The following is a 23,472-nucleotide window of genomic DNA, read 5'->3' as shown; positions in this document are numbered from 1 at the left end:
CGTCGCCACCGCCGCCCTCTCGACCGCCGCTTGCCCGAGTACAAAAGGCAAACTGGACGATCTGGACGCCATGCCTTTTTCGTCCCTCCCTTTACCTCGCCGCTTCGCGCTCCACATTGAACCGCAACGGCCCGCCACCGTTAGGCGGTGCTAGGGAGCAATGAATGGCTGACATCGAGACCGACATCCGCCGCCTTCAGGTGGCCAATCTTCCGCCGGCCGACAGCGGCCGCGGGATCGCCCGCGTGCCCAAGTCCATCATGGACGCGCTCGGCCTGTCGGACGGCGACGTGATCGAGATCGTCGGCAAGCGCTCCACCCCGGCCCGCGCCATTCGCCCCTATGGCGATGACGAGGGCCTCGACATCATCCGCCTAGACGGCCTTCAGCGCGCCAATGCCGGGGTCGGTTCGGGCGACTTCGTCGAGGTTCGCCGCGCCACCTCCAAGCCCGCGACCCGCGTCGTATTCGCGCCCGCTCAGAACAACGTCCGCCTGCAGGGCTCGTCCGAGGCGCTGAAGCGCAGCTTTGCCGAACGTCCGCTGACCGCCGGCGACACGGTCGCTACCGCCGGTCACCAGCGCGTCAACGCGGACATGCCCGACCATGTACGCCAGCTTCTCAACGCCCCCGCCTTCGCGCTCCAGGAAGTGCGCCTTGCGGTCGTCGGCACCACGCCGCGCGGGATCGTCCACATCGACCGCGACACGGTCGTCGAGCTGCTTCCCGAATATACCGAACAGCATGGCGAACGGCGCGCCGACGTCACCTACGACGATCTCGGCGGCATGCGCTCCACCATCGATGCGCTACGCGAGATGGTCGAGCTTCCGCTGCGCCATCCCGAGCTGTTCCAGCGCCTCGGCGTCGATCCGCCCAAGGGCGTGCTGCTCCACGGCCCGCCCGGCACCGGCAAGACCCGCCTCGCCCGCGCCGTGGCCAATGAAAGCGACGCGCAATTCTTCCACATCGCCGGCCCGGAGATCATGGGCTCCGCTTACGGCGAGTCCGAGAAGAAGCTGCGCGAGCTGTTCGAGGAGGCCGGCCAGGCCGCGCCCTCGATCATCTTCATCGACGAGATCGATTCCATCGCGCCCAAGCGCGGCCAAGTGTCGGGCGAAGCCGAGAAGCGCCTGGTCGCCCAGCTGCTGACGCTGATGGACGGGCTCGAGCCGCGCCAAAACCTGGTCGTCATCGCCGCCACCAATCGGCCCGAGGCGATCGACGAGGCGCTTCGCCGGCCCGGCCGCTTCGACCGCGAGATTGTCGTCGGCGTGCCGGACGAGACCGGCCGCCGCGAGATCCTCGGTATCCACACCCGCGGCATGCCGCTCGCCGACGGGGTCGACCTCGATGGCCTCGCCCGCCGGACCTACGGCTTCGTCGGCGCCGACCTTGCCGCCCTGACGCGCGAAGCGGCGCTCGAGGCCGTGCGCCGCATCATGCCCGAACTGAACCTCGCCGACGGGACCATCCCGACCGAGGTGCTCGACCGGCTGAGCGTCCTTGCGAGCGACTTCGACAACGCGCTGAAGCGGGTCCAGCCCTCGGCCATGCGCGAGGTGATGGTGCAGGTGCCGACCATCGGCTGGGACGATGTCGGCGGCCTCGACAAGGCCGCGGCCAAGCTGAAGGAAGGCGTCGAGCTTCCCTTGAAGCATCCCGACGCCTTCAAGCGCCTCGGCATCCGACCGGCCAAAGGCTTCCTCCTCTATGGCCCGCCGGGCACGGGCAAGACCCTGCTTGCCAAGGCGGCGGCGCGGGAGAGCCAGGCGAACTTCATATCGATCAAGTCATCCGATCTGCTGAGCAAATGGTATGGCGAGAGCGAGCAGCAGATCGCCCGCCTGTTCAGCCGTGCCCGCCAGGTCGCACCGACCGTCATCTTCATCGACGAACTGGACAGCCTGGTGCCCGCCCGCGGCGGCGGCTTCGGCGAGCCGCAGGTGACCGAGCGGGTGGTCAACACCATCCTCGCCGAAATGGACGGCCTCGAGGAGCTGCAGAGCGTCGTTCTGATCGGCGCGACCAACCGGCCGAACCTCATCGATCCGGCGCTGCTCCGTCCCGGCCGCCTCGACGAGCTGGTCTATGTCGGCCCGCCCGACGTCGCCGGCCGGCGGCGGATCCTCGCCATCCATGCTCGCAACATGCCCTTGTCCGACGACGTCGACCTCGAGGTGCTGGCGCGCCGGACCGAGCGCTTCACCGGCGCCGACCTCGAGGACCTCACTCGCCGGGCCGGCCTCACGGCGCTCCGCCGCGACCTTGGCAACGCCGAGGTGACGATGGCCGACTTCGAAGCGGCGCTGCAGGAGACCCGCGCCTCCGTGACCCCCGAGATGCTGACCGAATATGAGCGCATCCAGGATACGCTGAAGAGCGACGCCGTGCGCCCCGATCGCGGCGGGATCGGCTTCGTTACGCCCGGCATGCTGAAGCCCAAACCAGGCGGCAAGGAGGGCTAGCGCAGCGAGCGGCCCCACCAGGCGAGCGCCAGCACGACCAGCACCGCGATGCCGAACGGAAGGTGCGGGTCGACGGCGTAAAGCAGCATTCCGACGCCCGGCGCCGCCACGTAGGAGATGCCGTTGGCCGAGGTGATCACGCCGGCCACGCCGCCCTGCTCGGCCAGCGGGACGGCGAGGCTGGCACCGCTGGTGAAGCCGGGCCGGGTGAAGCCGAAGCCGATCGAGGCCAGACCGAACCCGAGCACGAGGCCGTAGAGGTCGCCGGCGACGGCGGTGATGCCGAGACCGGCGGCGGCGATGATCGAGCCCCAGACGATCAGGGCCCTTGGGGACAGGCCGAGGCGGGGGATCAGCCCCCATTGGGCGGCCAGAGTCCCTCCGGCCCCGGCCATCATGACGATGGCGATCGGCTCCTCGGCGCCCATCGGCTCCAGCCGGAGGACGTCGATGATGAAGAAGCCGATGCAGGTCAGAGTCGCCGCCTGCGCATGGCCGGCGATCACGCCCGCCACGATCCACGAGCGGATCCGGCCATCGCGCCACGACAGCCTCTTCTCCCGCTTCGGCGCCGTCGCCGCCCGCACGCTCGCGCCCGTGATCATCGAGGCGAGGCTCGGATAGCTCATCGCCGCCCCCCGCCCGCGCCCAGGCTTGCCGCGGTCGTCAGGCAAACCGATGGCGATGGCCGCATAGACGGCGATGGCGATCAGGGCGAAGGCGAACAGCGGCCCCGGCAGACCGATGAAGGGCAGCACGAACAAGGGTGCCAGCGCCGGGCCGACGATCGTCCCCAGCCCGAACGATGACGAAAGCGCGGACAATTGCGCCGTCCTCGCCGCCCGCCGCGTCCGCGAGGCGAGATAGGCCTGCGTGGCACTCGGCGTCGCGCAGCCGAGCGCGCCATAGATTGCCCGGAACAGCCCGAACAGCAGGAAGGTCAGCGCCGGCCCGGTCCAGCCGTGAAGGCCGAAGATCAGCACGACGCCGCACAGGGTCATCGACACGACGAACCCGCCGAGCCCGAGCAGGGTCAGCGCCTTGCGGCCGTGATGGTCGCTTTTCTCGGCCCAGAAAGGCGCCAGCCACACCCACAGCACTGCGCTCCACGTGTAGGCGATGGCGACCCAGAAGTCGGCGATGCCGATGGCACGCCCGATCGCCGGCATGACCGACTGCAGCGCAGTATTGCCTGCCGCCGCGACCAGCATCGCGGAATAGAGCAGCAGGAAGTGTGGCGTGGTCAGCGCCGACCCACCCACTTTCCTCGTCCCGCTACGCTCCGCCATGCCGCCATCACTAGAGCTTTGCTCCGCCGGGCGACAAGTGCGGCACCGGAACTTTGCCGCTTTCGCAGGCATTTGCACTTGCGCCATTGCCAGCCGCCCGCCGACGCTTTAGCCGGAGCCCCCATGCAAGCCACTTCCGCCCGCGCGCTCAAGGACCGGCGCCGCCTTGCCCGACGCCGTCTCAGCGGCTCCGAGCGGCTCGCCTTCTTGCGCGGCTTCTTCAAGCACCCGGTGATGGTCGGCTCGGTCATCCCGTCGAGCCGCCGCCTCATCGACAGGATGCTCGGTCCCGTGAACTGGGACGAGACCAGGCTCTTCGTCGAGTACGGTCCGGGCGTCGGCACCTTCACCCGCGTAATCCTCGACCGGCTGCCGGAAGATGCACGGCTGGTGACCATCGACACCAATGCGGAATTCACTGCCTTCCTCAAGGAAAGCATCGACGATCCGCGGCTGATCGCGGTCACCGCCAGTGCAGCCGACGTCGAAAAGGTGCTTGCCGACCGCGGCCTCGGCGAGGCCGATTACATTCTGTCGGGCCTGCCCTTTTCGACCCTTCCGCCGGGCGTGGGCGATGCGATCGGCGCGGCGACGGCACGCGCGATCCGCCCGGGCGGCGCCTTCCTCGTCTATCAGTTCAGCCCCAAGGTCCGCGACTTCATCGCGCCCGTGTTCGACCGGCTGGACCGCGGGTTCGAGTGGATCAACGTTCCGCCGGCGACGCTCTTCTGGGCGTGGCGAAACGAAGCGGACTAGCGCTCCGGCCCGAAGTTCAGCCGGCGCGTCACCGTATAGTCGACCGCCGTCACCAGGAAGTTCGACAGCCCCCACTTCAGCCGCCGCCACCAGCTCGCCCGCGCCCTGTGCAGGGCCGGCGTGATCTCCTGCGCCTCCGTCAGCTGCCGCTCGAAATAGCCACGCATCTGCGCGGCAAAGCCGGCATCCTCGATCCGCAGCATCATCTCGAGATTGAGGTAAAGGCTGCGGAAGTCGAAGTTGGCCGATCCGAGATGCACCACGTCGTCGATGATGAGCAGCTTGGTGTGCAGCTTTTCCGGGAGGAATTCGAACATGCGCACATGGTGGCGAAGAAGCCTCCGGTAGGTGTGCCGCGCCGCCGCGATCGTCGCATTGTTGTCGGACTTGGCGGCGGTCAGGATCCGCACCTGCCCGTTCGATCCCAGCCGGGCCAGCCGGCGCAGCATGGCGAAAGGGGGCGAGAAGTAGGCCGAGATCATGTCCAGCCGCTGCGCCCCGGCGAGATCCCGAGCCACCTGCACCGTCCACGGATGACCGCGTCGCACCGGGCCGGAGAGCTGCCATTGCAGGGCTCCTTTGCGCTGCGTATGCCGGTGCAGGATGCGGCGCAGCGCTCGGAGACGCGGGCGCTCCCCCGAGGACCAGCGCATCAGCGCGTCGAAATAGCGTGCCGCAGGGCGAACGGCCGCTCCTTCGAGATGCAGCCAAAGGTCGCGCCAGCGCCGCTCCGACCGGTCGCTCACATAATCGACCGTGATGTTCGCGCCCCCGGTGATCGCCTCGCGGTCGTCGACCACCACCAGCTTCTGGTGGTTGCGCAGCAGATATCGGGCACCGAAGCGCGGGTGGAACAGGCAGGTCCTGCCGCCGGCATCCCGGATGGGATCGAGGAAGCCTGCGGGCAGATCGGAACCGAAGCCGTCCAGGATGAGGCTCACCGAACAGCCGCGCGCAGCTGCCCGGGCCAGTGCGTCGCGCACCGCTTCGCCCGCGGCGTCGCCGTCCATCATGTAGAAGAGCAGCCGCACCGATTGCTTGGACCGGTCGATCATCTGCAGCAGCAGGCGCAGCCGATCGGAGCCCAGTTCGACGAGGGTCAGGCGCGTTCCGGCTACGTCCGCCGTGATGGCGGAGCGGTCGGCGAGAGCGGGGCGTGGCTCGACCAGGCCTTGCATGAGGGCTGCCTAGTCGCTCGGGGGCATGGTGGCCAGCAGGCGATTTCCTTGACTGGAAGGGCTCCAGCGACTAGGTCAGCCCCTTTCCTGCTTCAGCGCTTTACCCCGAGAGGCCTCGCCCGATGGCACGCGTCACTGTCGAAGATTGCGTCGACAAGATCCCCAACCGCTTCGATCTGGTCCTGCTTGCGGCGCAGCGCGCCCGGCAGATCTCGGGCGGCGCCGACCTCACCCTCGACCGTGACCGCGACAAGAACCCCGTCGTTGCCCTGCGCGAGATCGCCGAAGAGACCGTCCGTCCGCGCGAGCTGGGCGAGGCGCTGGTCTCGAGCCTGCAGCGCGTCCAGATCGACGAGGAAGATGCCACTGACGAGCTGGCGTCGCTGAGCGAATCGGCCGAGGCGCTGCGTCTCACCGCTGCCGCTCCGCCGCGTCCGACTCCGTCGGGCGGCGATTACGAGTAAGCCGACCGCCGCCTGACCGTCAGGCGGCGCTTCGCCGCGACCGGCTCGGCACCGTGGCCGCGGGGAGCGCCAGTTCCTCGCCCTCGGGCCCAACCCAGACCAGATCCTCAAGCTCCAGCGGGCGGCCATCCTGCGCCTGCAGCGTGAGCCGAGCCACCGGCAGCCGGTCACGCCGGTCCGCCAAGGCCGGGTGGCTTGGCTTGCCGAGGCCGGAGTCCAGCGCCCACTGACGCAGCGCCACCAGCACCGGCAGCAATCCGGCGCCACGCGCCGTGAGGGCGTAGATGACCTTGCGCCCGTCCTCCGGGTCCGGCGTTCGGGCGAGAATGCCGCCGGCAACCAGGCGTCCCAACCGATCCGAGAGTATGTTCCGGGCGATACCGAGGCACGCCTGAAATTCCTCGAAGTGGCACAGGCCCAGCATGGAGGCGCGGAGGATCAGGCAGGTCCAGCGCTCACCGATGAGATCGACTGCCATGGGTATCGGACATACGTCCGATGCAGCACGAAAGGCCCGAACAAGGCCGTCATCACGCGCCATTCGCCAACACCCCTTGCGATTCAGCTGTCAGACTCAAGCACAGATTTTCGGCCGAAACTAGTATGCTGCTGCTAACTTGCATCAACGTTGCAACCCTGCCCCGCCACTTCGCACTTGCAACAAGGGGGCGGCTGGTCCCACATTGCAACTGTGCTTCGTCAATATGAGCTGGTCGAGCGAGTCCGATCCTACGATCCCGACGCGGATGAGGGGCTGATCAATCGCGCCTACGTCTTCTCCATGAAGGCGCATGGCTCGCAGACCCGCGCGTCCGGCGATCCCTACTTCAGTCACCCGATCGAAGTGGCCGGCATCCTCACCGACCTGAAGCTCGACGACGAGACGATTGTCACCGGCATCCTGCACGACACGATTGAGGATACGGTCGCGACGCCCGAGGAAGTCGAAAAGCTGTTCGGGGCGAGCGTCGCCCGGCTCGTCGATGGCGTCACCAAGCTCAGCAAGATCGAAGCGCAGTCCGAAAACGAGCGGGCCGCCGAGAACCTTCGCAAGTTCCTGCTCGCCCTGTCCGGTGACATTCGCGTGCTGCTGGTGAAGCTCGCCGACCGGCTGCACAACATGCGCACGCTCCACCACATCACGAACGAGGACAAGCGCCGCCGAATCGCCCGTGAGACGATGGATATCTATGCCCCGCTCGCCGAGCGGATCGGCATGTACGAGATCATGAACGAGATGCAGACGCTGGCTTTCCGGCAACTGGAGCCGGACGCCTACGCCTCGATCACCCGGCGCCTGGCCCAGCTCCATGCCGAAGGCGGCGACCTCGTCAGCCGTATCGGCCTCGGCCTCCAGCTCCACCTCGCCGACAATGGACTGACCGCCGAGGTGACCGGCCGCGAGAAGCATCCCTTCTCCATCTGGCGCAAGATGGCCGAGCGCCACATCAGCTTCGAGCAACTGTCAGACGTCATGGCCTTCCGGGTCATCGTCGACGATGTCGCCGACTGCTATCGGGCATTGGGCTTCATCCATCGCCGCTGGCCGATGGTCCCGGGCCGCTTCAAGGACTTCGTTTCGACGCCCAAGCGCAACGGCTACCGTTCGCTGCACACGTCGGTGATCCATGACAGCAAGATGCGCATCGAGGTGCAGATCCGCACCCGCGAGATGCACCTGCAGGCGGAGAAGGGGCTTGCCGCCCACTGGGCCTACAAGGAGGGCAAGCCCGCCGCCGACATCCATGTGCCGTGGATCGACGACCTGGTCGAGATCCTCGACCATGCCGCATCGCCCGAAGAGCTGCTCGAGCACACCCGGATGGCGATGTACCAGGACCGGATCTTCGCCTTCACCCCGAAGGGCGAGCTGATCCAGCTGCCGAAGGGCGCGACTCCGGTCGACTTCGCTTATGCCGTCCACACCAGGCTCGGCGACAAGACGGTCGGGGCCAAGGTCAATGGCCGCGTGGTGCCGCTCCGGACCCTGCTCGACAATGGCGACCAGGTGGAGATCCTGACCTCCGATGCGCAGACCCCGCAACCGAGCTGGCTGCGCTTCGTCGCCACCGGCAAGGCACGCTCGGCGATCCGCCGCTTCGTCCGCCACAAGGAGCGGGACGAGACGGTCGAACTGGGCCGCAAGATCTATGACGAGATCGTCGCGCGGCTGCCGGTGCCGCTGCCCAAGGAAGCACTTCCGCGTGCGCTGAAGAAGCTGAAGGTCGAGGAGGAAGACGCGCTGATGATCGCCATCGCCCGCAAGCGGGTCGGCGACGAGGCGCTGATGGAGGCGCTGATGCCTGGCTCCACCGGCGGCGACGTCGCGCCGCGCCCGGCTGCCCAGCGCAGGGCCATTTCGATCCGCGGCCTGACTCCGGGCGTCGCCTTCCACCTCGCCCCCTGCTGCCACCCCATCCCCGGCGACCGGATCGTCGGGCTTCGGCGCGAGGACGAGGAGATCGAGGTTCACGCCATCGGATGCGACATCCTCGCCAGCGGAATCGACGCCGACTGGCTCGACCTCGCGTGGAGCGACGATTCGGACGGCGCCACGGCGCGGCTGTGCATCATCCTTCGCGACGTGACCGGCGCGCTCGGCACGATGGCGACGACGCTCGGCAACAAGGGCGCCAACATCATCAACCTGCACCAGGTCCACCGAGACGGCAGCTTCCACACCTTCCACGTCGACGTGGAAGTGCACGACCTCGCCCACCTCCACGCCATCATGGCGGCGCTTCGATCGGCCGATCCGGTGTCGAGCGTCGAGCGCGTCTAGAAGCTAGCGCCCCGCGCGCGCTCCACGGCGCCGGCGGCAAGCACCGCCAGAGTCACCAAGTCGCTCGCACCCGCCGTCATCGGCGCGATCTGAACCGGCAGCTTCATGCCCAGCAGGAAGGGCCCGAGCACATTCTCCCCGCCGACGGCTCGCAGCAGCTTGGCGGACAGGCTGGCCGACTGGAGTCCGGGCATGATGAGGATGTTGGCCGGGCCCGACAGGCGGCTGAACGGATAGTAGCGCCGCTGCATCTCGTGATTGAGCGCAAGGTCGGGCGCCATCTCGCCCTCATATTCGAAATCGACCGTGCGTTTGTCGAGAAGCTGCACGGCCTCCCGCAGATCGCCGACATAGGCGCCCGGCGGATTGCCGAAGGTGGTGTAGCTGACGAAGGCGACGCGGGGCTCCTGGCCCATCCGCCGGGCGAAGGCGGCGGAGCGCACGGCGATCGCCGCCAGCTGTTCCGCCGTCGGCCGTTCGGTCACCGCCGTGTCGGCGATCAGCACCGTCTGATTCTGGCCGACGATGATGTTCACTCCGAACGGGTCCGAACCGTCCTCATGGTCGATCACCATCTCGACCTGGCGCAGCGACTGGCTGAACGGACGGGTGACGCCCGTGATCATCGCGTCCGCCTCGCCCAGCGCCAGCATGGCGGCGGCGAAATAGTTGCGGTCCTGGTTGACCATCCGCTCGATCTCGCGGCGGAGAAAGCCCCTTCGCTGGAGTCGGCCATAGAGATGGTCCACCGCACGCCCGACAAGCGGCGAATTGCGGCTGTTGAGCACCTCGTAGCCGGACGGATCGTCGATCCCGAGATCGCGCAGCTTGTCGTAGACGTCCTCGCGCCCGACCAGCACCGGCGTGCCGTAGCCGCTTTCCTTGAAGGCGATGGCGGCACGCAGCACGACATGCTCCTCGCCTTCGGCGAACAGAACGCGCTTGGGATTGGACTTCGCCGCCTCATAGGCAAGGCTGAGGACGCTGACGGTCGGATTGAGCCGCGCCCGAAGCGACTGGCGATAGGCGGCGAAATTCTCGATCGGCCGCTGCGCCACGCCCGAGCGCATCGCGGCCTCGGCGACCGCCGCCGGCACCACTTCCATCAGCCGCGGGTCGAAAGGCGCGGGGATGATGTAGTCGGCGCCGAAGCGCTGGCTGACGCCGCCATAGGCCGCCGCCACCTCCTCCGGCACCGCCTCGCGCGCCAGCTCGGCGAGCGCATTGGCGGCGGCGATCTTCATCTCGTCATTGATCGCGGTCGCCCGCACGTCGAGCGCGCCGCGGAAGATGAAGGGGAAGCCAAGGACGTTGTTGACCTGGTTCGGATAGTCCGACCGCCCCGTCGCCACGATCGCGTCGGGCCGCGCGGCCTTGGCCTCCGGGGGCGTGATCTCGGGGTCCGGATTGGCCATGGCGAAGATGATCGGCTGCGGCGCCATCTTGGTCACCCACTCGGGTTTTAGCGCCCGGGCGGCGCTGAGGCCGAGGAAGACGTCGGCGCCGTCTAGCGCTTCTGCCAGCGTCCGCCGCTCGGTCACCACCGCATGCGCGCTCTTCCACTGGTCGAGGTCGTCGCGTTCCTTGTGGATGACTCCGGTGCGGTCGCACATGATCACATTGTCGCCGCGCACGCCCATCGCCTTGATCAGCTCGGTGCAGGCGATGGCTGCCGCGCCGGCGCCGTTCACCACCACCTTCACGTCGCGAAGCTCGCGGCCGGTCAGCAGGCAGGCGTTGATAAGGCCGGCGGCGGTGATGATCGCCGTGCCATGCTGGTCGTCGTGGAAGACCGGAATGTTCATCCGCTCGCGCAGCGTCTGCTCGATGACGAAGCAGTCGGGGGCGGCGATGTCCTCGAGGTTGATGCCGCCGAAGGTCGGCTCCATCAGCGCCACCGCGTCGATGAACGCCTTGGGGTCGCGCGTGTCGAGCTCGATATCGATCGAATCGACGTCGGCGAAGCGCTTGAACAGCACCGCCTTGCCTTCCATCACCGGCTTGGACGCCAGCGCGCCGAGGTCGCCGAGGCCGAGGATGGCAGTGCCGTTGGAGATGACCGCGACGAGATTGCCCTTGGCCGTATAGTCATAGGCCCGGGAAGGATCCTCGGCGATCGCCCGCACCGGCACGGCGACTCCGGGCGAGTAAGCGAGGCTGAGGTCGCGCTGGGTCGCCATCGGCTTGGAGGCGACGATCTCGATCTTCCCCGGCCGTCCCCGCGCATGGAAATGCAGGGCTTCGGCCTCGGAGAACTTCACATTGCTTTCGGACATGGCTGTGGCTCTAGCCTACGGCAGCCCATCCGTCATCCTGACGAAGGTCAGGATCCATCGCGCGGCATGCTCTGGCGACGCCGTGGATGCTGAAACAAGTTCAGCATGTCGGAGAATAAGGCTAACCAACCCCCATGGCCCGGGCCGATGCCGACACTCCGATGATGAAGCAGTACCACCGCCTCAAGGCCGAGGCCGGTGATGCCCTGCTGTTCTACCGCATGGGCGATTTCTTCGAATTGTTCTTCGAGGATGCCAAGGTCGCCGCGGCCTGCCTCGACATCGCGCTCACCAGGCGCGGCGATCATGGTGGCGAGCCGGTGCCGATGTGCGGCGTGCCCATCCATGCCGCTGAAGGCTATCTCGCCCGGCTCATCCGCGCCGGCCACCGCGTCGCCATCGCCGAGCAGACGGAGAGCCCGGCCGAGGCCCGCAAGGCACGCGGGTCGAAGGCGTTGGTCGAGCGTGCGATCGTCCGGCTGGTCACACCGGGCACGCTGACCGAAGAGACATTGCTCGAAAGCGGCTCGGCCAACTGGCTGGCGGCAGTGGGCCGCGCCGGCGACGACCATGCCATCGCCGCCTGCGATATCTCGACCGGCCGCTTCGAGCTGGTCGCCTGCTCGCTGAGCGAGTTGCCGGCCGAGCTCGCGCGCCTCGGGCCGGCCGAAGTGATCGGCGCCGACCCGCTCTCCGGGATCACTGCCCGCTGGGGTCATGAGGGCTTCGACAGCAGCGCCGGAGAACGCGCGCTCAAGCGCCGCTTCGGCCTGGCCGATCTCGACGGCCTCGGCGCTCCGGGACGCGCCGAGCTGGCTGCGGCGGGTGGCCTGCTGGCCTATCTCGACGCGACCCAGCGCGATGCGACCGCCTTCCTTGCGCTGCCCCGCCGGATCCAGCGCTCCGGCCACATGGCGATCGATGCCGCCACCCGCACCAGCCTCGAGATCTGCCGGACCGCGGAAGGGCAGATTGCCGGCTCGCTGCTCGGCGAGGTCGATCGCTGCGTCACCGCGGCCGGTCGCCGGCTTCTCGGTGCCGATCTCGCCGCGCCGCTGACCGACAAAGCCGCAATCGAGGACCGGCTCGACCTCGTCGCCTGGTTCTCCGAGGAGCCGATCCGGCGTGAACGGGTGCGATCGACGCTGCGCAGCCTGCCCGATCTGGGGCGCGCGCTCGGCCGGATCGTCGCCGGACGCGGCTCCCCGCGCGATCTCGCGTCGCTCCGTGACGGGCTCGATGGGGCGGCAGAGCTTGGCGCGACGCTGGCCGCCCAGGCCCTCCGCCCGCGCCTGCTCGACATGCTGCTGCCCCAGCTTGGCGGCCATGACGCACTGACGGAGGCGCTCGGCCGGGCACTTGTCGCCAATCCGCCGCTCGACTCGGCCAAGGGCGGGTTCATCGCCGAAGGGTTCGATCCCGAGCTCGACCGGCTGCGTTCGGCTTCAAGCGACGGCCGCCGCGCCATCGCCGAGCTGGAGAGCCGCTACCGCGACGCGACCGGCATCGCAGCGCTCAAAATCCGGCACAATGCGGTGCTCGGCTACCATGTCGAAGTGCCGGCCAGGCACGCCGACAAGCTGCTCGCACCCGACAGCGGCTTCACCCATCGCCAGACCATGGCGGGTGCGGTGCGCTTCAACAGCCCCGCGCTGCACGAGGAAGCGAGCCGGGTGCTGGAAGCGGGCGGCCATGCGCTGGCGCTCGAACAGGCGCATCTCGCCGAGCTGACCGGCCGAGCCGTGGCGGAGGCCGCGGCCATCGCCGTCACCGCCGACGCGCTCGCCCGGATCGACGTCGCCGCGGCGCTCGCCGAGCGGGCCGCCGAAGGAAGCTGGGTCCGCCCGGCGCTCGACGACGCGCCTCGCCTGGAGATCGAAGGCGGACGCCATCCGGTGGTGGAGCGGGCGCTGGCGAACCTTGGCGAGCGGTTCGTCGCCAACGACTGCTGCCTCGGTCCCGCCGACCGGCTGTGGCTGATCACCGGGCCCAACATGGGCGGCAAGTCGACCTTCCTTCGGCAGGTGGCGCTGATCGCCCTGCTCGCGCAGGCCGGAAGCTTCGTACCCGCAAGCCGCGCGCGCGTCGGGCTGGTCGACCGTTTGTTCAGCCGCGTCGGCGCCTCGGACAATCTCGCGCGCGGGCGCTCGACCTTCATGGTCGAGATGGTCGAGACCGCCGCCATTCTCGCCCAGGCGACGGAGCGGAGCCTCGTCATCCTCGACGAGATCGGGCGGGGTACCTCGACCTACGACGGCCTCGCCATCGCCTGGGCGGTTGTCGAGGCGATGCATGACGAGGCGCGGTCGCGCACCCTGTTCGCCACACATTATCACGAGCTGACGCGCCTCGCCGGGCGCCTTCCCTGCCTGTCGCTTCACCATGTCCGGGCGCGCGAGTGGAAGGGCGACCTCGTCTTGTTGCACGAAGTGGCGGAAGGAGCCGCCGATCGCAGCTACGGCATCGCCGTGGGCCGCCTCGCCGGTCTTCCGCCGTCCGTCGTTTCCCGCGCCAAGTCGGTGCTGGCCAAGCTCGAGGCCGGCCGCGACGCGACCGGCGGGGTCGCAGCGGGGCTGGACGACCTGCCGCTCTTCGCCGCGCTGACCACGGACCCGGAGCCGGCGGCCGACCCGCTCACGACCGCCCTGTCAGGCATCGACCCCGATGCGCTGACGCCGCGCGAGGCGCTGGAAGCGCTCTATGCACTGAAGCGGATCGCCGGGGAGCAGGCGGGATGACCGCCCTCGCCGACCGGCTGGAACAGGCGCGCGCCGCCATGTTCGCAGCGATCGACGATTGTCCGTCGGACGGGCGGCTGCACGCCAGGGCCTTCAGCCACGCCATGGACGAGATCGTCCGCGCGGCCTTCGACGATGCGCTCGCGGCCTATCCCAACGCCAATCCCTCGTCGGGCGAGCGGGTGAGCCTGGTGGCGCTCGGCGGCTACGGCCGCGGCGAGATGGCACCGTTCAGCGATGTCGACCTCATGTTCCTCATTCCCCAACCGCGCACCGCCTGGTGCGAGCAGGTGATCGAGGCGACGCTCTATGCATTGTGGGACGCCAAGCTGAAGGTCGGGCAGGCGATCCGCACGCCAGGCGAACTGCTCCAGCTTGCCCGCAGCGATCTGACCGTCCGTACCGCCATGCTGGAGAGTCGCTTCGTCGGCGGCGACCGGGACCTCTACGAAGAGACGGCGAAGCGCTTCCGGGACGAGATCGTCGCCGGCAGCGCGGCGGAATTCGTGGCGGCGAAGCTGGCGGAACGGGACGAGCGGCACGAGAAGTTCGGCGACAGCCGCTACCTGGTCGAGCCCAACGTCAAGAACGGCAAGGGCGGGCTTCGCGATCTTCACACCCTGCTGTGGGTCGGCCGTTACGTGCACGGCGTCGACAGCACCAAGGGGCTGGTCGCCTCGGGACTGTTGACCCATGCCGAACATGCCCGCTTCGACCGGGCGATGCGCTTCTTCTGGTCGGTGCGCTGCCTGCTGCACCGGATCGCCGGGCGCGCCGAGGAACGGCTGAGCTTCGCTCACCAGCGGGAGCTCGCGACCGCGCTCGCCTATGCCGACCGGCCGGGCAAGAGCGCCGTCGAGCGCTTCATGCAGATGTACTTCCTGCAGGCGCGAACCGTCGGTGACCTGACCGGCCAGTTCCTCGCGCAGCTCGACGAGCAATTGGGAAGCAAGGGGCGGCGGTTCGCCCTTCCGACCTTTCTCCGCCGCCCGCGCCGCCTCGGCGGCTTCGTCATCGATCGGGGACGCCTGGCGCTGCCGCACGATCGCTTCCTGCGTGAGGATCCGGTCCGCCTCATCGCGCTGTTCGCGCTCGCCGCGCGCGAAAAGATGGAGATTCACCCGAGCGCCATGCGGGCCGCGACGCGCGATGCCCGCCTGGTCGACCGAGTGCGCGACGATCCGACCGCCAACGCCCTCTTCCTCGAGGTGCTCACCACGCGCGACCATCCCGAACTGGTGCTGCGCTGGATGAACGAGGCCAATGTCTTCGGCCGCTTCGTGCCCGACTTCCGCAAGGTCGTCGCTCAGATGCAGTTCGACATGTACCATCACTATACGGTCGACGAGCATACGATCCGGGCGGTCGGCCTGTTGGCGGCGCTCGAGCGCGGGGAGCTCAGCGCAGATCATCCGCTCGCCAGCGCCCTCTTCCGCCAGATCGGGTCACGGCGGACGCTCTATGCCGCCGTGCTGCTCCACGACATCGCCAAGGGACGGAAGGGCGATCATTCGATCCTCGGCGAGGAAGTGGCCCGCGAACTCTGTCCGCGCCTGGGTCTCGATGCCGGCGAGACCGATACGGTCGCCTGGCTGGTGCGGCACCACCTCATGCTCAGCCGGACGGCCTTCAAGCGCGACCTCGCCGATCCGCAGACGATCGACGATCTGGTCGCTGCAGTGCAGAGCCCGGAGCGGCTGCGATTGCTGCTGCTGCTGACGGTCGTCGACATCCGCGCCGTCGGCCCGGGGGTGTGGACGGAATGGAAGCGCCGCCTGATCCGCAACGTCTTCGATCTTGCCGAGGAGCGGCTCCGGCTCGGCTACAAACGCCGGGGACGGTCGGAGGAGGTTGCCGCACGGCAGGAACAGCTCAGCCAGACCCTCGGCTGGAGCGCTTCGGCGGCGCGCGCCCATGCGCGGCGTCTGCCGGACAGCTATTGGCTGGCGGAAGGGCCCGACTGGCTCCTCGACAACGCCCGCCAGATCGCCGCCGCCGAAGCGGAGATCGGCGAGCGTCGGCCGTCTGTCCTGGTCGAAGGCGAGGAAGAGGGCGCCACGCGGGTCAGCATCTTCGCGCCCGACCGGCCCGGCCTCTTCTACCGCATCTGCGCCGGCCTAGCGGCGGGCGGCGCGAGCATCGTCGGCGCGCGCATCCACACGACCCGCGACGGCATGGCGCTCGACAACCTCCTTATCCAGGATGGGCAGGGGCGTCCCTACAACGACCGCCGTCGACGCCAGCGGGTCGCCAGGGCGCTGACCGCCGCGCTGGAAAGCGAGGGCTTGCCGGCCCTGCCGCCTGCCCAATCGACGAGCGCCTTCGCGCTCGCGCCGTCGGTGACCATCGCGGAAGGAGCATCCCGCCGGTTCACGGTGGTCGAGGTGCGAGCAGTCGACCGCTCCGGACTCCTTGCGGCGCTGGCCCTCGCCATCCACGACAGCGGACAGGTCATCCATTCGGCCCACATCGCGACCTATGGCGAGAAGGCGGTCGACGTCTTCTACCTGACCAATGCTCAGGGGCGTAAACTGGCGGCGGCGGACATTGCTGTCCTGCGACCTGCGCTCCTCGCCGCCGCCCGCGACGACCTCGCGCCGGTCACCGCCGCGGCCTGAGCCGCCAATGAGAAAGGGCCCCGCGGTCGCCCGCGAGGCCCTTTCCCTTAGTCTTTCTGCGATCAGAAGCGCGTGCGCAGCGTCACGCCGTAGGTGCGCGGCTCGCCGAGGAAGGCGCCGAACAGCTGGTTCGACGAGGTGGCGGTGAAGCCGCGTCCCGGGCCCTGCGTCGCGTTCTGCACAGCGCGGAAGGTGTCCGATCCCTGCAGCGTCGCGTCGAAGGCGACCTGCAGATAATCCTCGTTGAGCAGGTTCTGCGCCCACAGCTCGACGCCCCACAGGCCGTTCGGGCCGGTCAGGCCGATGCGGCCGTTGACCACGGTGTAGGCCGACTGGACCTTCTCGAGATCGAGGTCGGAACCGGTGTTGAACGGCGTCGAGTGGCGGGCGTCGACGTAGAACAGAGCGCGGATGCCGCTGTCGGTGATGCGCGGCGAGAAGGCGAGCGAGCTGGTCACTGCCAGTTCCGAGCTGTTCGACAGACGGCGGCCGGGGAGCTGGAACAGGGCCGGGCTGAGGCCGCGCCCGTCGACGCCGACCAGGTTGCTCCGGTAGCGAGTATTGGCCCAGGTCGCGCCGAGGTTGACCGACACGTCGGTGACCGGACGGGCGAACAGCTCGAATTCGACACCGCGACTGCGGACACCCGAGCGGAGATCGTCCTTCGAGCAAGCGCCGTTGCCGGCGAAGTTATCGCTGTCTTGGCCGTTGATGTACTTCTTGCAGCTGTTGATGTTCTCGACGAAGAAATTCAGCCCGTTGAAGGTGTTGAGCTGGAAATCGCGGAACAGCTGGTGGAAGGCGGCGACGTTGATGTCGATGCCCCGGCCGTTGTACTTCACGCCCACTTCGAGCGCGTCGTTGATCTCCGGCTTGAACTCGAGCTGGCTGAGGCGCGACGCGGAGGTGAGGCCACCCGGCGCGGTGCCGACCAGCGTCCGGGTCAGGCCCGAACGATCGAGATTGTAGCCGCCCGCCTTGTAGCCGCGCGAGTAGCTGGCGTAGGTCAGCACGTCCTCGCTCGGCTTCCAGCTGAGCACGACGGTACCCGACAGCTTGGACTCGGTGCGCTTGCCATTCTCCAGCGTCAGGCTGCCGCCCGGCGCGCTCGGGATGACGCACGGCAGCTGCTGCAGCGCCTGGAGGCCGGCCAGCGGGTTGGTCGTGCCGTTGAGCGATGTCAGGGCGCGGCAGAGCAGGTTGTTGTCGGTGAGGGTCACGTCAAGCGTCTTGCGCTCGCGGGTGTAGCGCGCACCGACGGTCAGCTTCAGCGTGTCGGTCAGGCTGAAGATGTTGTGGGTGAAGATCGCGAAGTTGCGGCTCTTCTGCTCGTAAAGGTCGTTGAGACCCGTCGCAAGGCTGCCGGTCGGCGACAGGCCGAGGGTCGCGGCCAGCGAGCCGAGGCCCGGACGGCCCGGGACCGAGTTCAGCGCGGCGATGGTCGGCGACACGGCCGCGGCCTGGGCGACCACGGCCGCGTTGAGGCAGGTCGGCGAGGTCGGCAGGACGGCGGACGGCAGGATGCTGCTGAACAGCAGGCAGTTGGCGTAACGCTCATAGTCCGCACCGTAGCTGAGGTTGTCGGCGACGGTCAGCTCTTCCTGGGCGAGGTAGCCGCCGACGAGCCAGTCGAGGCGGTCGTTCAGGCCACTGCCCTGGAGGCGGAGCTCCTGGGTGAAGGTCTTGAACTTGTTGTACGCGCCGCCGTCGCCCGGACGGTAGATGATGTCGAGGTTGTTGAAGTCCGCGTCCTGGCCGCGGATGTAGTTGTTGTAGCGATAGGCGGTGATGCTGGTCAGCTCCGCGCCACCGAAGTCATACACGATCTCGCCCGAGACGCCGTAGTCCTTCACGTCCTGGCGGAAGTCGCGGCCGGGCGTGATCGAAACCTTGCGGGCGTAGGTGTCGTCGTTGATCGTCGCACCGAGCGCACGCTCGAGGTTGGCAATGCTCGACGGCTGCTCGGCGACGCCGCCGGCGACGACCGCATAGTTACGGGCGCGAAGGTAGGTGGCGGCGCAGCATTCCTCGTCACGCTTCGAATAGTCGCCGATCAGGCGAAAGCTGAAGTTGTCGTTGGGCCGGTAGAGGCCCTGCAGGCGAACGAGGTAACGGTCGCGATTGTTGACGTCGCGGCCGGAAATGGTGTCGGTGAGGAAGCCGTCGCGCTTCAGGTAGACGGCGTCCGCGCGGATCGCGAAGGCGTCGTTGAGCGCACCGGTTGCGCCGACTTCGACGCGCCGCAGGTCGTAATTGCCGACGGTCAGCTCGGCATTCACCTGCCGCTTGAAGCTCGGCTTGGCGGTGATGATCGAGATGAGGCCGGCCGAGGCGTTACGGCCGAACAGGGTGCCCTGGGGGCCGCGCAGCACTTCGATGCGGTCGATCTGGCCGAGTTCGGTGAGGCCGGTGCCGGTGCGCGAACGATAGACGCCGTCGATGAAGACGGCGACCGAGCTTTCAAGACCCGGATTGTCGCCGACGGTGCCGATGCCGCGGATACGGGCGACGCCCGCGCCGGCTTCGGACGAGGTCGAGGAGACCAGCAGCGACGGGCTGACCTGGGTCAGCTGGCGGATGTCGGCGACGCCCGAATTCTCGAGGGTCTGCGCCGTGATTGCACTGACGGCCAGCGGCACGTCCGACAGCGCCTCGTTGCGGCGGGTTGCGGTGACGACGATGTCGCCGGCGTCCGCGCTGTTCGCCTGCTCGGCGGTCTGCTCGACGGCACCCGCCTCGGCGGTGGCGCCGTCGGTCGGCTGTGCGCCGCCCTGGTCGGTGTCGGTCTGCGCGAACGCCGGTGTCGAGATGGCAAACAGGCCGGCCGAAAGCAGCCAGATGGACTTGCGCATGGAAAAGGACCCCTCCGTAGAATACATATGGAGGCGGCGTAGAGCAGCCGCGCCTCTCTTGGGAAGCACGGCCACCCTCTGTGGAGAGGTAATCCTCCGACCCTGTGACACAGCCGCAACATGCTGCAGCGCAGCAACTTTTTGCGCCGCCGAAGCCACAGACGGTCGCGCAATGCTCCAGCATGCCGCAGGAGCGGCAGCAATAGCTGGTGACCGGATGCGTGGCTCGGCCCCTGATCTTCAGCCCAATCCAGAAACTCCCCACCGGTTCGCCCGTGATCCAGCGGGAAAAATTGAAGGACCCCTAGCCCGTTTGGGGGGTGCTTCCGGGCTCCATCCGCCCGCAACAGCGGAGGCACTCCGCAGGCGGGCGAACGGCGGCGCTCACTTCGGCGCGAGCACCATCAGCATCTGGCGGCCTTCCATGCGCGGGTGCGCCTCGACCTTGGCGATCTCGTTGGTGGCTTCGGCAACGCGCTGGAGCACCGCCATGCCAAGCTGGCCGTGCGCCATCTCGCGGCCACGGAAGCGCATGGTGACCTTCACCTTGTCACCCTCCTCGAGGAACTCGACGACCTTCTTCATCTTGGTGTCATAGTCGTGGTCGTCGATGTTCGGACGCATTTTGATCTCCTTGATCTCCTGCGTCTTCTGGCGCTTGCGCTGCTCGTTCGCCTTCTTCTGCGCCTCATATTTGAAGCGGCCGATGTCGAGGAACTTGGCGACGGGCGGGTCGGCATTGGGGCTGATCTCGACCAGGTCGAGGCCGACATCCGCGGCCTGCTCGATCGCTTCACGCGTATACATCACGCCAAGGTTCTCGCCGTTCTCGTCGATCACCCGGACCTTCTGGCTCTGGATGAACTCATTGTAGCGAGGACCGGATAGCTGGGGCGGCGCCAAGGGGCGGCGCATCATGGGCGGACGTATAACGCAATCTCCATATGCAATTGGACGAGGATGCCAGCTAGGCGCTTCGCCCGCCGCTGAAAAGAGGCGGCGCGGCGCACCGTGCATTTTGTGGCCTCCTGTGGCGGCGTGGCGTCACGGGCAACCCCTCGAAGCCGAGGCCGGCCATTCCTACATGGGGTGCCGGAGACGGAAAACCAATGCTCGAGATCCTTGGCGGCCTATTGCTGTTCTTCTTTCTTGTCGTGCTGGCGATGGTCTGGCTCGGTATCAAGGTGGCGCGAAAGCTCGTCCGCACCGCCCGCGGGTTCGCCGCCGGTTTCCAGCAGGGCATGCCCGGCTTCGCCGCCATCCCCGACCCGCGCTGGGCGCGCCTTTCGAGCCATCTCGACCGCCGCCAGCGCGAGCAGGCGCGCGTGGCGCGGGAGCGGATCGGCGCCTTCCTGGCGGAGCGCGGATCGGCGGCGCTGACCCCGGAAGAGGCTCAGCTGATGATCAGCTGCGAAAAGCGCGTGCCCGAGCTGATCGACACCTGCCTCGACCGCTGCCGCACCGCCCGGCCCGACGAGCGCTGCGACTATGCCGCGCCGACGCTTGAACGGCTGGTCCGCATCGGCGAGGAAGCGGACAGCGCCCGCCGTGCCATCCGTGAACGGGACGACGGGCGCCTGCTGACCATGCACAATTACTTCGACCACGTCGTTCCGGCGAAGGCCGGCACCGCGGGCGACCGGAGCACGTCCCTGCGCTGAGGCGTCGGAGCCAACAGAGGCGACGTCAGCCGCGCAGGTCGGGCGGCGTCGCTTCGGCCTTGAGCATGGCAAGCGCCTCGTCGAGGCTCATCACCTGCTGGCGGTCCTCCGAGCCGAGGCGGCGCACCGCGACGGTGCCTTCCTCCGCCTCGCGCTTGCCGACCACGAGGAGCAGCGGGACCTTGGCGAGGCTGTGTTCGCGCACCTTGTAGTTGATCTTCTCGTTGCGCGTGTCGACCTCGACCCGAAGCCCGGCCGCGGCCAGCCTGGCGGTCACCTCATTGGCATAGCCGTCGGCGTCTGAGACGATCGTCGCCACCACTGCCTGGGTCGGCGCGAGCCAGACCGGGAAGCGGCCGGCATGATGTTCGATCAGGATGCCGATGAAGCGTTCGTAGCTGCCGAAGATGGCGCGGTGGAGCATGACCGGCCGGTGGCGCTCGCCATCCTCGCCGACGAAGCTCGCATCCAGCCGGTCGGGCAGAACGCGGTCGCCCTGGATCGTGCCGACCTGCCAGGTCCGGCCGATGGCATCGGTCAGGTGCCACTCGAGCTTGGGTGCGTAAAAGGCGCCTTCGCCCGGAAGCTCCTCCCAGCCATAGTCGTCGTTGGCCATGCCGGCTTCGGCAACGGCGTCGCGCAGCTCCTGCTCGGCCTTGTCCCAGTCGGCCTCGGAGCCGAAGCGCTTCTCCGGGCGCAGCGCGAGCTTGACCTGATAGGTGAAGCCGAAATCCTTGTAGATGGCGTCGGCAAGCGCGCAGAAGGCCTTTACCTCCTCCACCACCTGGCCTTCGGTGCAGAAGATATGCGCATCGTCCTGCGTGAACTGACGCACCCGCATCAGGCCATGCAGCGCGCCATGCGGTTCGTTGCGATGGCAGCAGCCATGCTCGAACAGGCGCAGCGGCAAGTCGCGGTAGCTCTTGATACCCTGGCGGAAGACCAGCACGTGGGCCGGGCAGTTCATCGGCTTCAGCGCCATCCACTTGGCATCGTCGGAGACGAGGGGACCGACGTCCTCGGTGTTCGGCACCTCGTCGGGGATAACGAACATGTTTTCGCGATACTTGCCCCAGTGGCCGGACTGCTCCCACTGGTGCGCGTCCATCACTTGCGGGGTCTTGATCTCGCGATAGCCGGCGGCATCGATCTTGCGGCGCATGTAGGCCTCGAGCTCGCGCCAGATCTTGAAGCCGTTGGGGTGCCAGAAGATGGACCCGTGCGCTTCTTCCTGGAGGTGGAACAGGTCCATCTCCCGGGCCAGGCGGCGATGGTCGCGCTTGGCCGCTTCCTCCAGCCGCGTGAGATGCTCGGACAGCTGCTTCTTGTTGAGCCAGGCGGTGCCGTAAATCCGGCTCAGCATCGGGTTCTTGGGATCGCCGCGCCAGTAGGCGCCCGATACGCGGGTCAGCTTGAACGCCTGCGGGTCGAGCTTGCCGGTGCTGGCGAGGTGCGGCCCGCGGCAGAGGTCCATCCACGCATTCTCGCCCTGGCCCGAGCGATACATGGTGATCGGCTCGCCTTCGGGCAGCTCCATCACCCACTCGGCCTTGAAGCTCTCACCGCTGCGGGCGAAGAAGTCGCGCACGTCCTCACGCTGCCACACTTCGCGGATCAGCGGCTCGTCGGCGGCGATGACACTGCGCATCGCTTCCTCGATTGCCGGCAGGTCCTCTTCGGTGAACGGCCCGCGATCGGCGGCAGGCGCGAAGTCGTAGTAGAAGCCATCGTCGGTCGCCGGGCCAAAGGTGATCTGCGTGCCCGGGTAGAGCTTCTGCACCGCCTCGGCGAGGACGTGGGCATAGTCATGGCGGACCAGCTCCAGCGCGTCCTTCTCGTCCCGCGCGGTGATAAGGGCGAGCTCGGCATCCTCTTCGAATGGACGCATGATGTCGCGCACTTCGCCGTTCACGCGGGCCGCGAGCGCGGCCTTGGCGAGGCCCGGCCCGATGGCGGCGGCGACGTCGGCCGGGGTCGACCCTTCCGGCATCTCCCGCACGGTGCCGTCGGGAAGCGAGATTCGGAACATCCTGGACATGCGCCGCGCCTTAGCGGGTGCAGCAAGGCTTTTGCACCCCCTTCGAAGGTACGGCCCTAGCGGCGCGCCTCGCCAGCCAGCAACGGCATCGGACAGCCGTCAACGCGCCGGTCGACGGCCATGAAGGTCTGAGCCGGCGGCAGCTCGGCGAGATTGCGGGCACGGGGGTTGGCGCCCTGCTTGCGGGCAAGGCTCATCGCCGTGTCGGGACAGCGCTCGTCCGCATAGGGACTTTGCACCGGCATGGGCGCGGCTCGCTGGACGGAAGCGGGCGCGGCGCCGAGCAGCGCCGTGGTGGCAAGAACGACGAGGACTCGCATCGGCAGCACCTCCGTCGGCGACTATAGCGCAA

At 68.1% G+C, this 23,472-nt stretch carries 15 protein-coding genes; 7 read left to right on the top strand and 8 right to left on the bottom strand.

Annotated features, from left to right (window positions below):
* The first annotated feature begins 164 nt into the window (after positions 1-164).
* Positions 165-2,468: a CDC48 family AAA ATPase gene (locus tag JOY29_RS10045; RefSeq protein ID WP_300973392.1), complete on the top strand. Its 2,304-nt coding sequence runs from the start codon at positions 165-167 to the stop codon at positions 2,466-2,468.
* On the opposite strand, the gene JOY29_RS10040 is transcribed toward JOY29_RS10045, so the two are convergent.
* Positions 2,465-3,757 carry an MFS transporter gene (locus tag JOY29_RS10040; RefSeq protein ID WP_300973391.1) on the bottom strand — a complete coding sequence of 431 codons (1,293 nt, stop codon included), beginning with the start codon at positions 3,755-3,757 and terminating at the stop codon, positions 2,465-2,467. The genes JOY29_RS10045 and JOY29_RS10040 overlap by 4 nt on opposite strands.
* A 234-nt stretch (positions 3,758-3,991) precedes the next feature.
* Between JOY29_RS10040 and JOY29_RS10035 the strand changes: the two genes are divergently transcribed.
* Positions 3,992-4,513, top strand: coding sequence for a class I SAM-dependent methyltransferase (locus tag JOY29_RS10035; protein ID WP_300975520.1), 522 nt, complete (start codon positions 3,992-3,994; stop codon positions 4,511-4,513).
* On the opposite strand, the gene JOY29_RS10030 is transcribed toward JOY29_RS10035, so the two are convergent.
* Positions 4,510-5,691, bottom strand: coding sequence for a phosphatidylserine/phosphatidylglycerophosphate/cardiolipin synthase family protein (locus JOY29_RS10030; RefSeq protein WP_300973390.1), 1,182 nt, complete (start codon positions 5,689-5,691; stop codon positions 4,510-4,512). The genes JOY29_RS10035 and JOY29_RS10030 overlap by 4 nt on opposite strands.
* Before the next feature lie 122 nt (positions 5,692-5,813).
* On the opposite strand from JOY29_RS10030, the gene rpoZ reads away from it, so the two are divergent.
* Positions 5,814-6,155, top strand: a complete 342-nt coding sequence (rpoZ, locus tag JOY29_RS10025; RefSeq protein WP_300973389.1) for a DNA-directed RNA polymerase subunit omega — start codon at positions 5,814-5,816, stop codon at positions 6,153-6,155.
* Positions 6,156-6,174: 19 nt separating this feature from the next.
* On the opposite strand, the gene JOY29_RS10020 is transcribed toward rpoZ, so the two are convergent.
* Positions 6,175-6,633: a helix-turn-helix domain-containing protein gene (locus tag JOY29_RS10020; protein ID WP_300973388.1), complete on the bottom strand. Its 459-nt coding sequence runs from the start codon at positions 6,631-6,633 to the stop codon at positions 6,175-6,177.
* A 213-nt stretch (positions 6,634-6,846) separates the two neighbouring features.
* On the opposite strand from JOY29_RS10020, the gene JOY29_RS10015 reads away from it, so the two are divergent.
* Positions 6,847-8,937 carry a bifunctional (p)ppGpp synthetase/guanosine-3',5'-bis(diphosphate) 3'-pyrophosphohydrolase gene (locus tag JOY29_RS10015; RefSeq protein ID WP_300973387.1) on the top strand — a complete coding sequence of 697 codons (2,091 nt, stop codon included), beginning with the start codon at positions 6,847-6,849 and terminating at the stop codon, positions 8,935-8,937.
* On the opposite strand, the gene JOY29_RS10010 is transcribed toward JOY29_RS10015, so the two are convergent.
* Positions 8,934-11,213, bottom strand: a complete 2,280-nt coding sequence (locus JOY29_RS10010; protein WP_300973386.1) for an NADP-dependent malic enzyme — start codon at positions 11,211-11,213, stop codon at positions 8,934-8,936. The two genes, JOY29_RS10015 and JOY29_RS10010, sit on opposite strands and share 4 nt — an antisense overlap.
* Positions 11,214-11,347: 134 nt before the next feature.
* Here JOY29_RS10010 and mutS point away from each other — a divergent pair, with 134 nt between their 5' ends.
* Entirely contained in the window at positions 11,348-13,951 is a 2,604-nt protein-coding gene (gene mutS, locus JOY29_RS10005; RefSeq protein WP_300973385.1) for a DNA mismatch repair protein MutS, read from the top strand.
* Positions 13,948-16,569, top strand: coding sequence for a [protein-PII] uridylyltransferase (locus JOY29_RS10000; protein WP_300973384.1), 2,622 nt, complete (start codon positions 13,948-13,950; stop codon positions 16,567-16,569). Before mutS ends, JOY29_RS10000 begins: the two co-directional genes overlap by 4 nt.
* Positions 16,570-16,631: 62 nt before the next feature.
* On the opposite strand, the gene JOY29_RS09995 is transcribed toward JOY29_RS10000, so the two are convergent.
* Positions 16,632-19,421, bottom strand: a complete 2,790-nt coding sequence (locus JOY29_RS09995; RefSeq protein WP_300973383.1) for a TonB-dependent receptor — start codon at positions 19,419-19,421, stop codon at positions 16,632-16,634.
* Between the two features lie 384 nt (positions 19,422-19,805).
* Positions 19,806-20,339: a translation initiation factor IF-3 gene (gene infC / locus JOY29_RS09990; RefSeq protein WP_300973382.1), complete on the bottom strand. Its 534-nt coding sequence runs from the start codon at positions 20,337-20,339 to the stop codon at positions 19,806-19,808.
* Between the two features lie 191 nt (positions 20,340-20,530).
* On the opposite strand from infC, the gene JOY29_RS09985 reads away from it, so the two are divergent.
* Positions 20,531-21,082 (top strand): hypothetical protein, encoded by a 552-nt coding sequence (locus JOY29_RS09985; RefSeq protein WP_300973381.1) that lies wholly within the window; start codon positions 20,531-20,533, stop codon positions 21,080-21,082.
* Between the two features lie 25 nt (positions 21,083-21,107).
* Here the strand turns inward: JOY29_RS09985 and thrS are convergent, their stop codons facing one another.
* Complete coding sequence (gene thrS, locus JOY29_RS09980) at positions 21,108-23,120, bottom strand: threonine--tRNA ligase (RefSeq protein ID WP_300973380.1); 2,013 nt, start codon at positions 23,118-23,120, stop codon at positions 21,108-21,110.
* A gap of 56 nt (positions 23,121-23,176) precedes the next feature.
* Complete coding sequence (locus tag JOY29_RS09975) at positions 23,177-23,440, bottom strand: hypothetical protein (RefSeq protein ID WP_300973379.1); 264 nt, start codon at positions 23,438-23,440, stop codon at positions 23,177-23,179.
* Positions 23,441-23,472: the final 32 nt, after the last annotated feature.

Origin of the sequence: Sphingomonas sp. LHG3406-1 (assembly GCF_029637485.1) — a bacterium.
In the GTDB taxonomy this organism is placed as follows: Bacteria; Pseudomonadota; Alphaproteobacteria; order Sphingomonadales; family Sphingomonadaceae; genus Sphingomicrobium.
The sequence above is the reverse complement of the archived record's forward strand: the minus strand, read 5'-3'. Positions and strand labels throughout refer to the sequence as shown.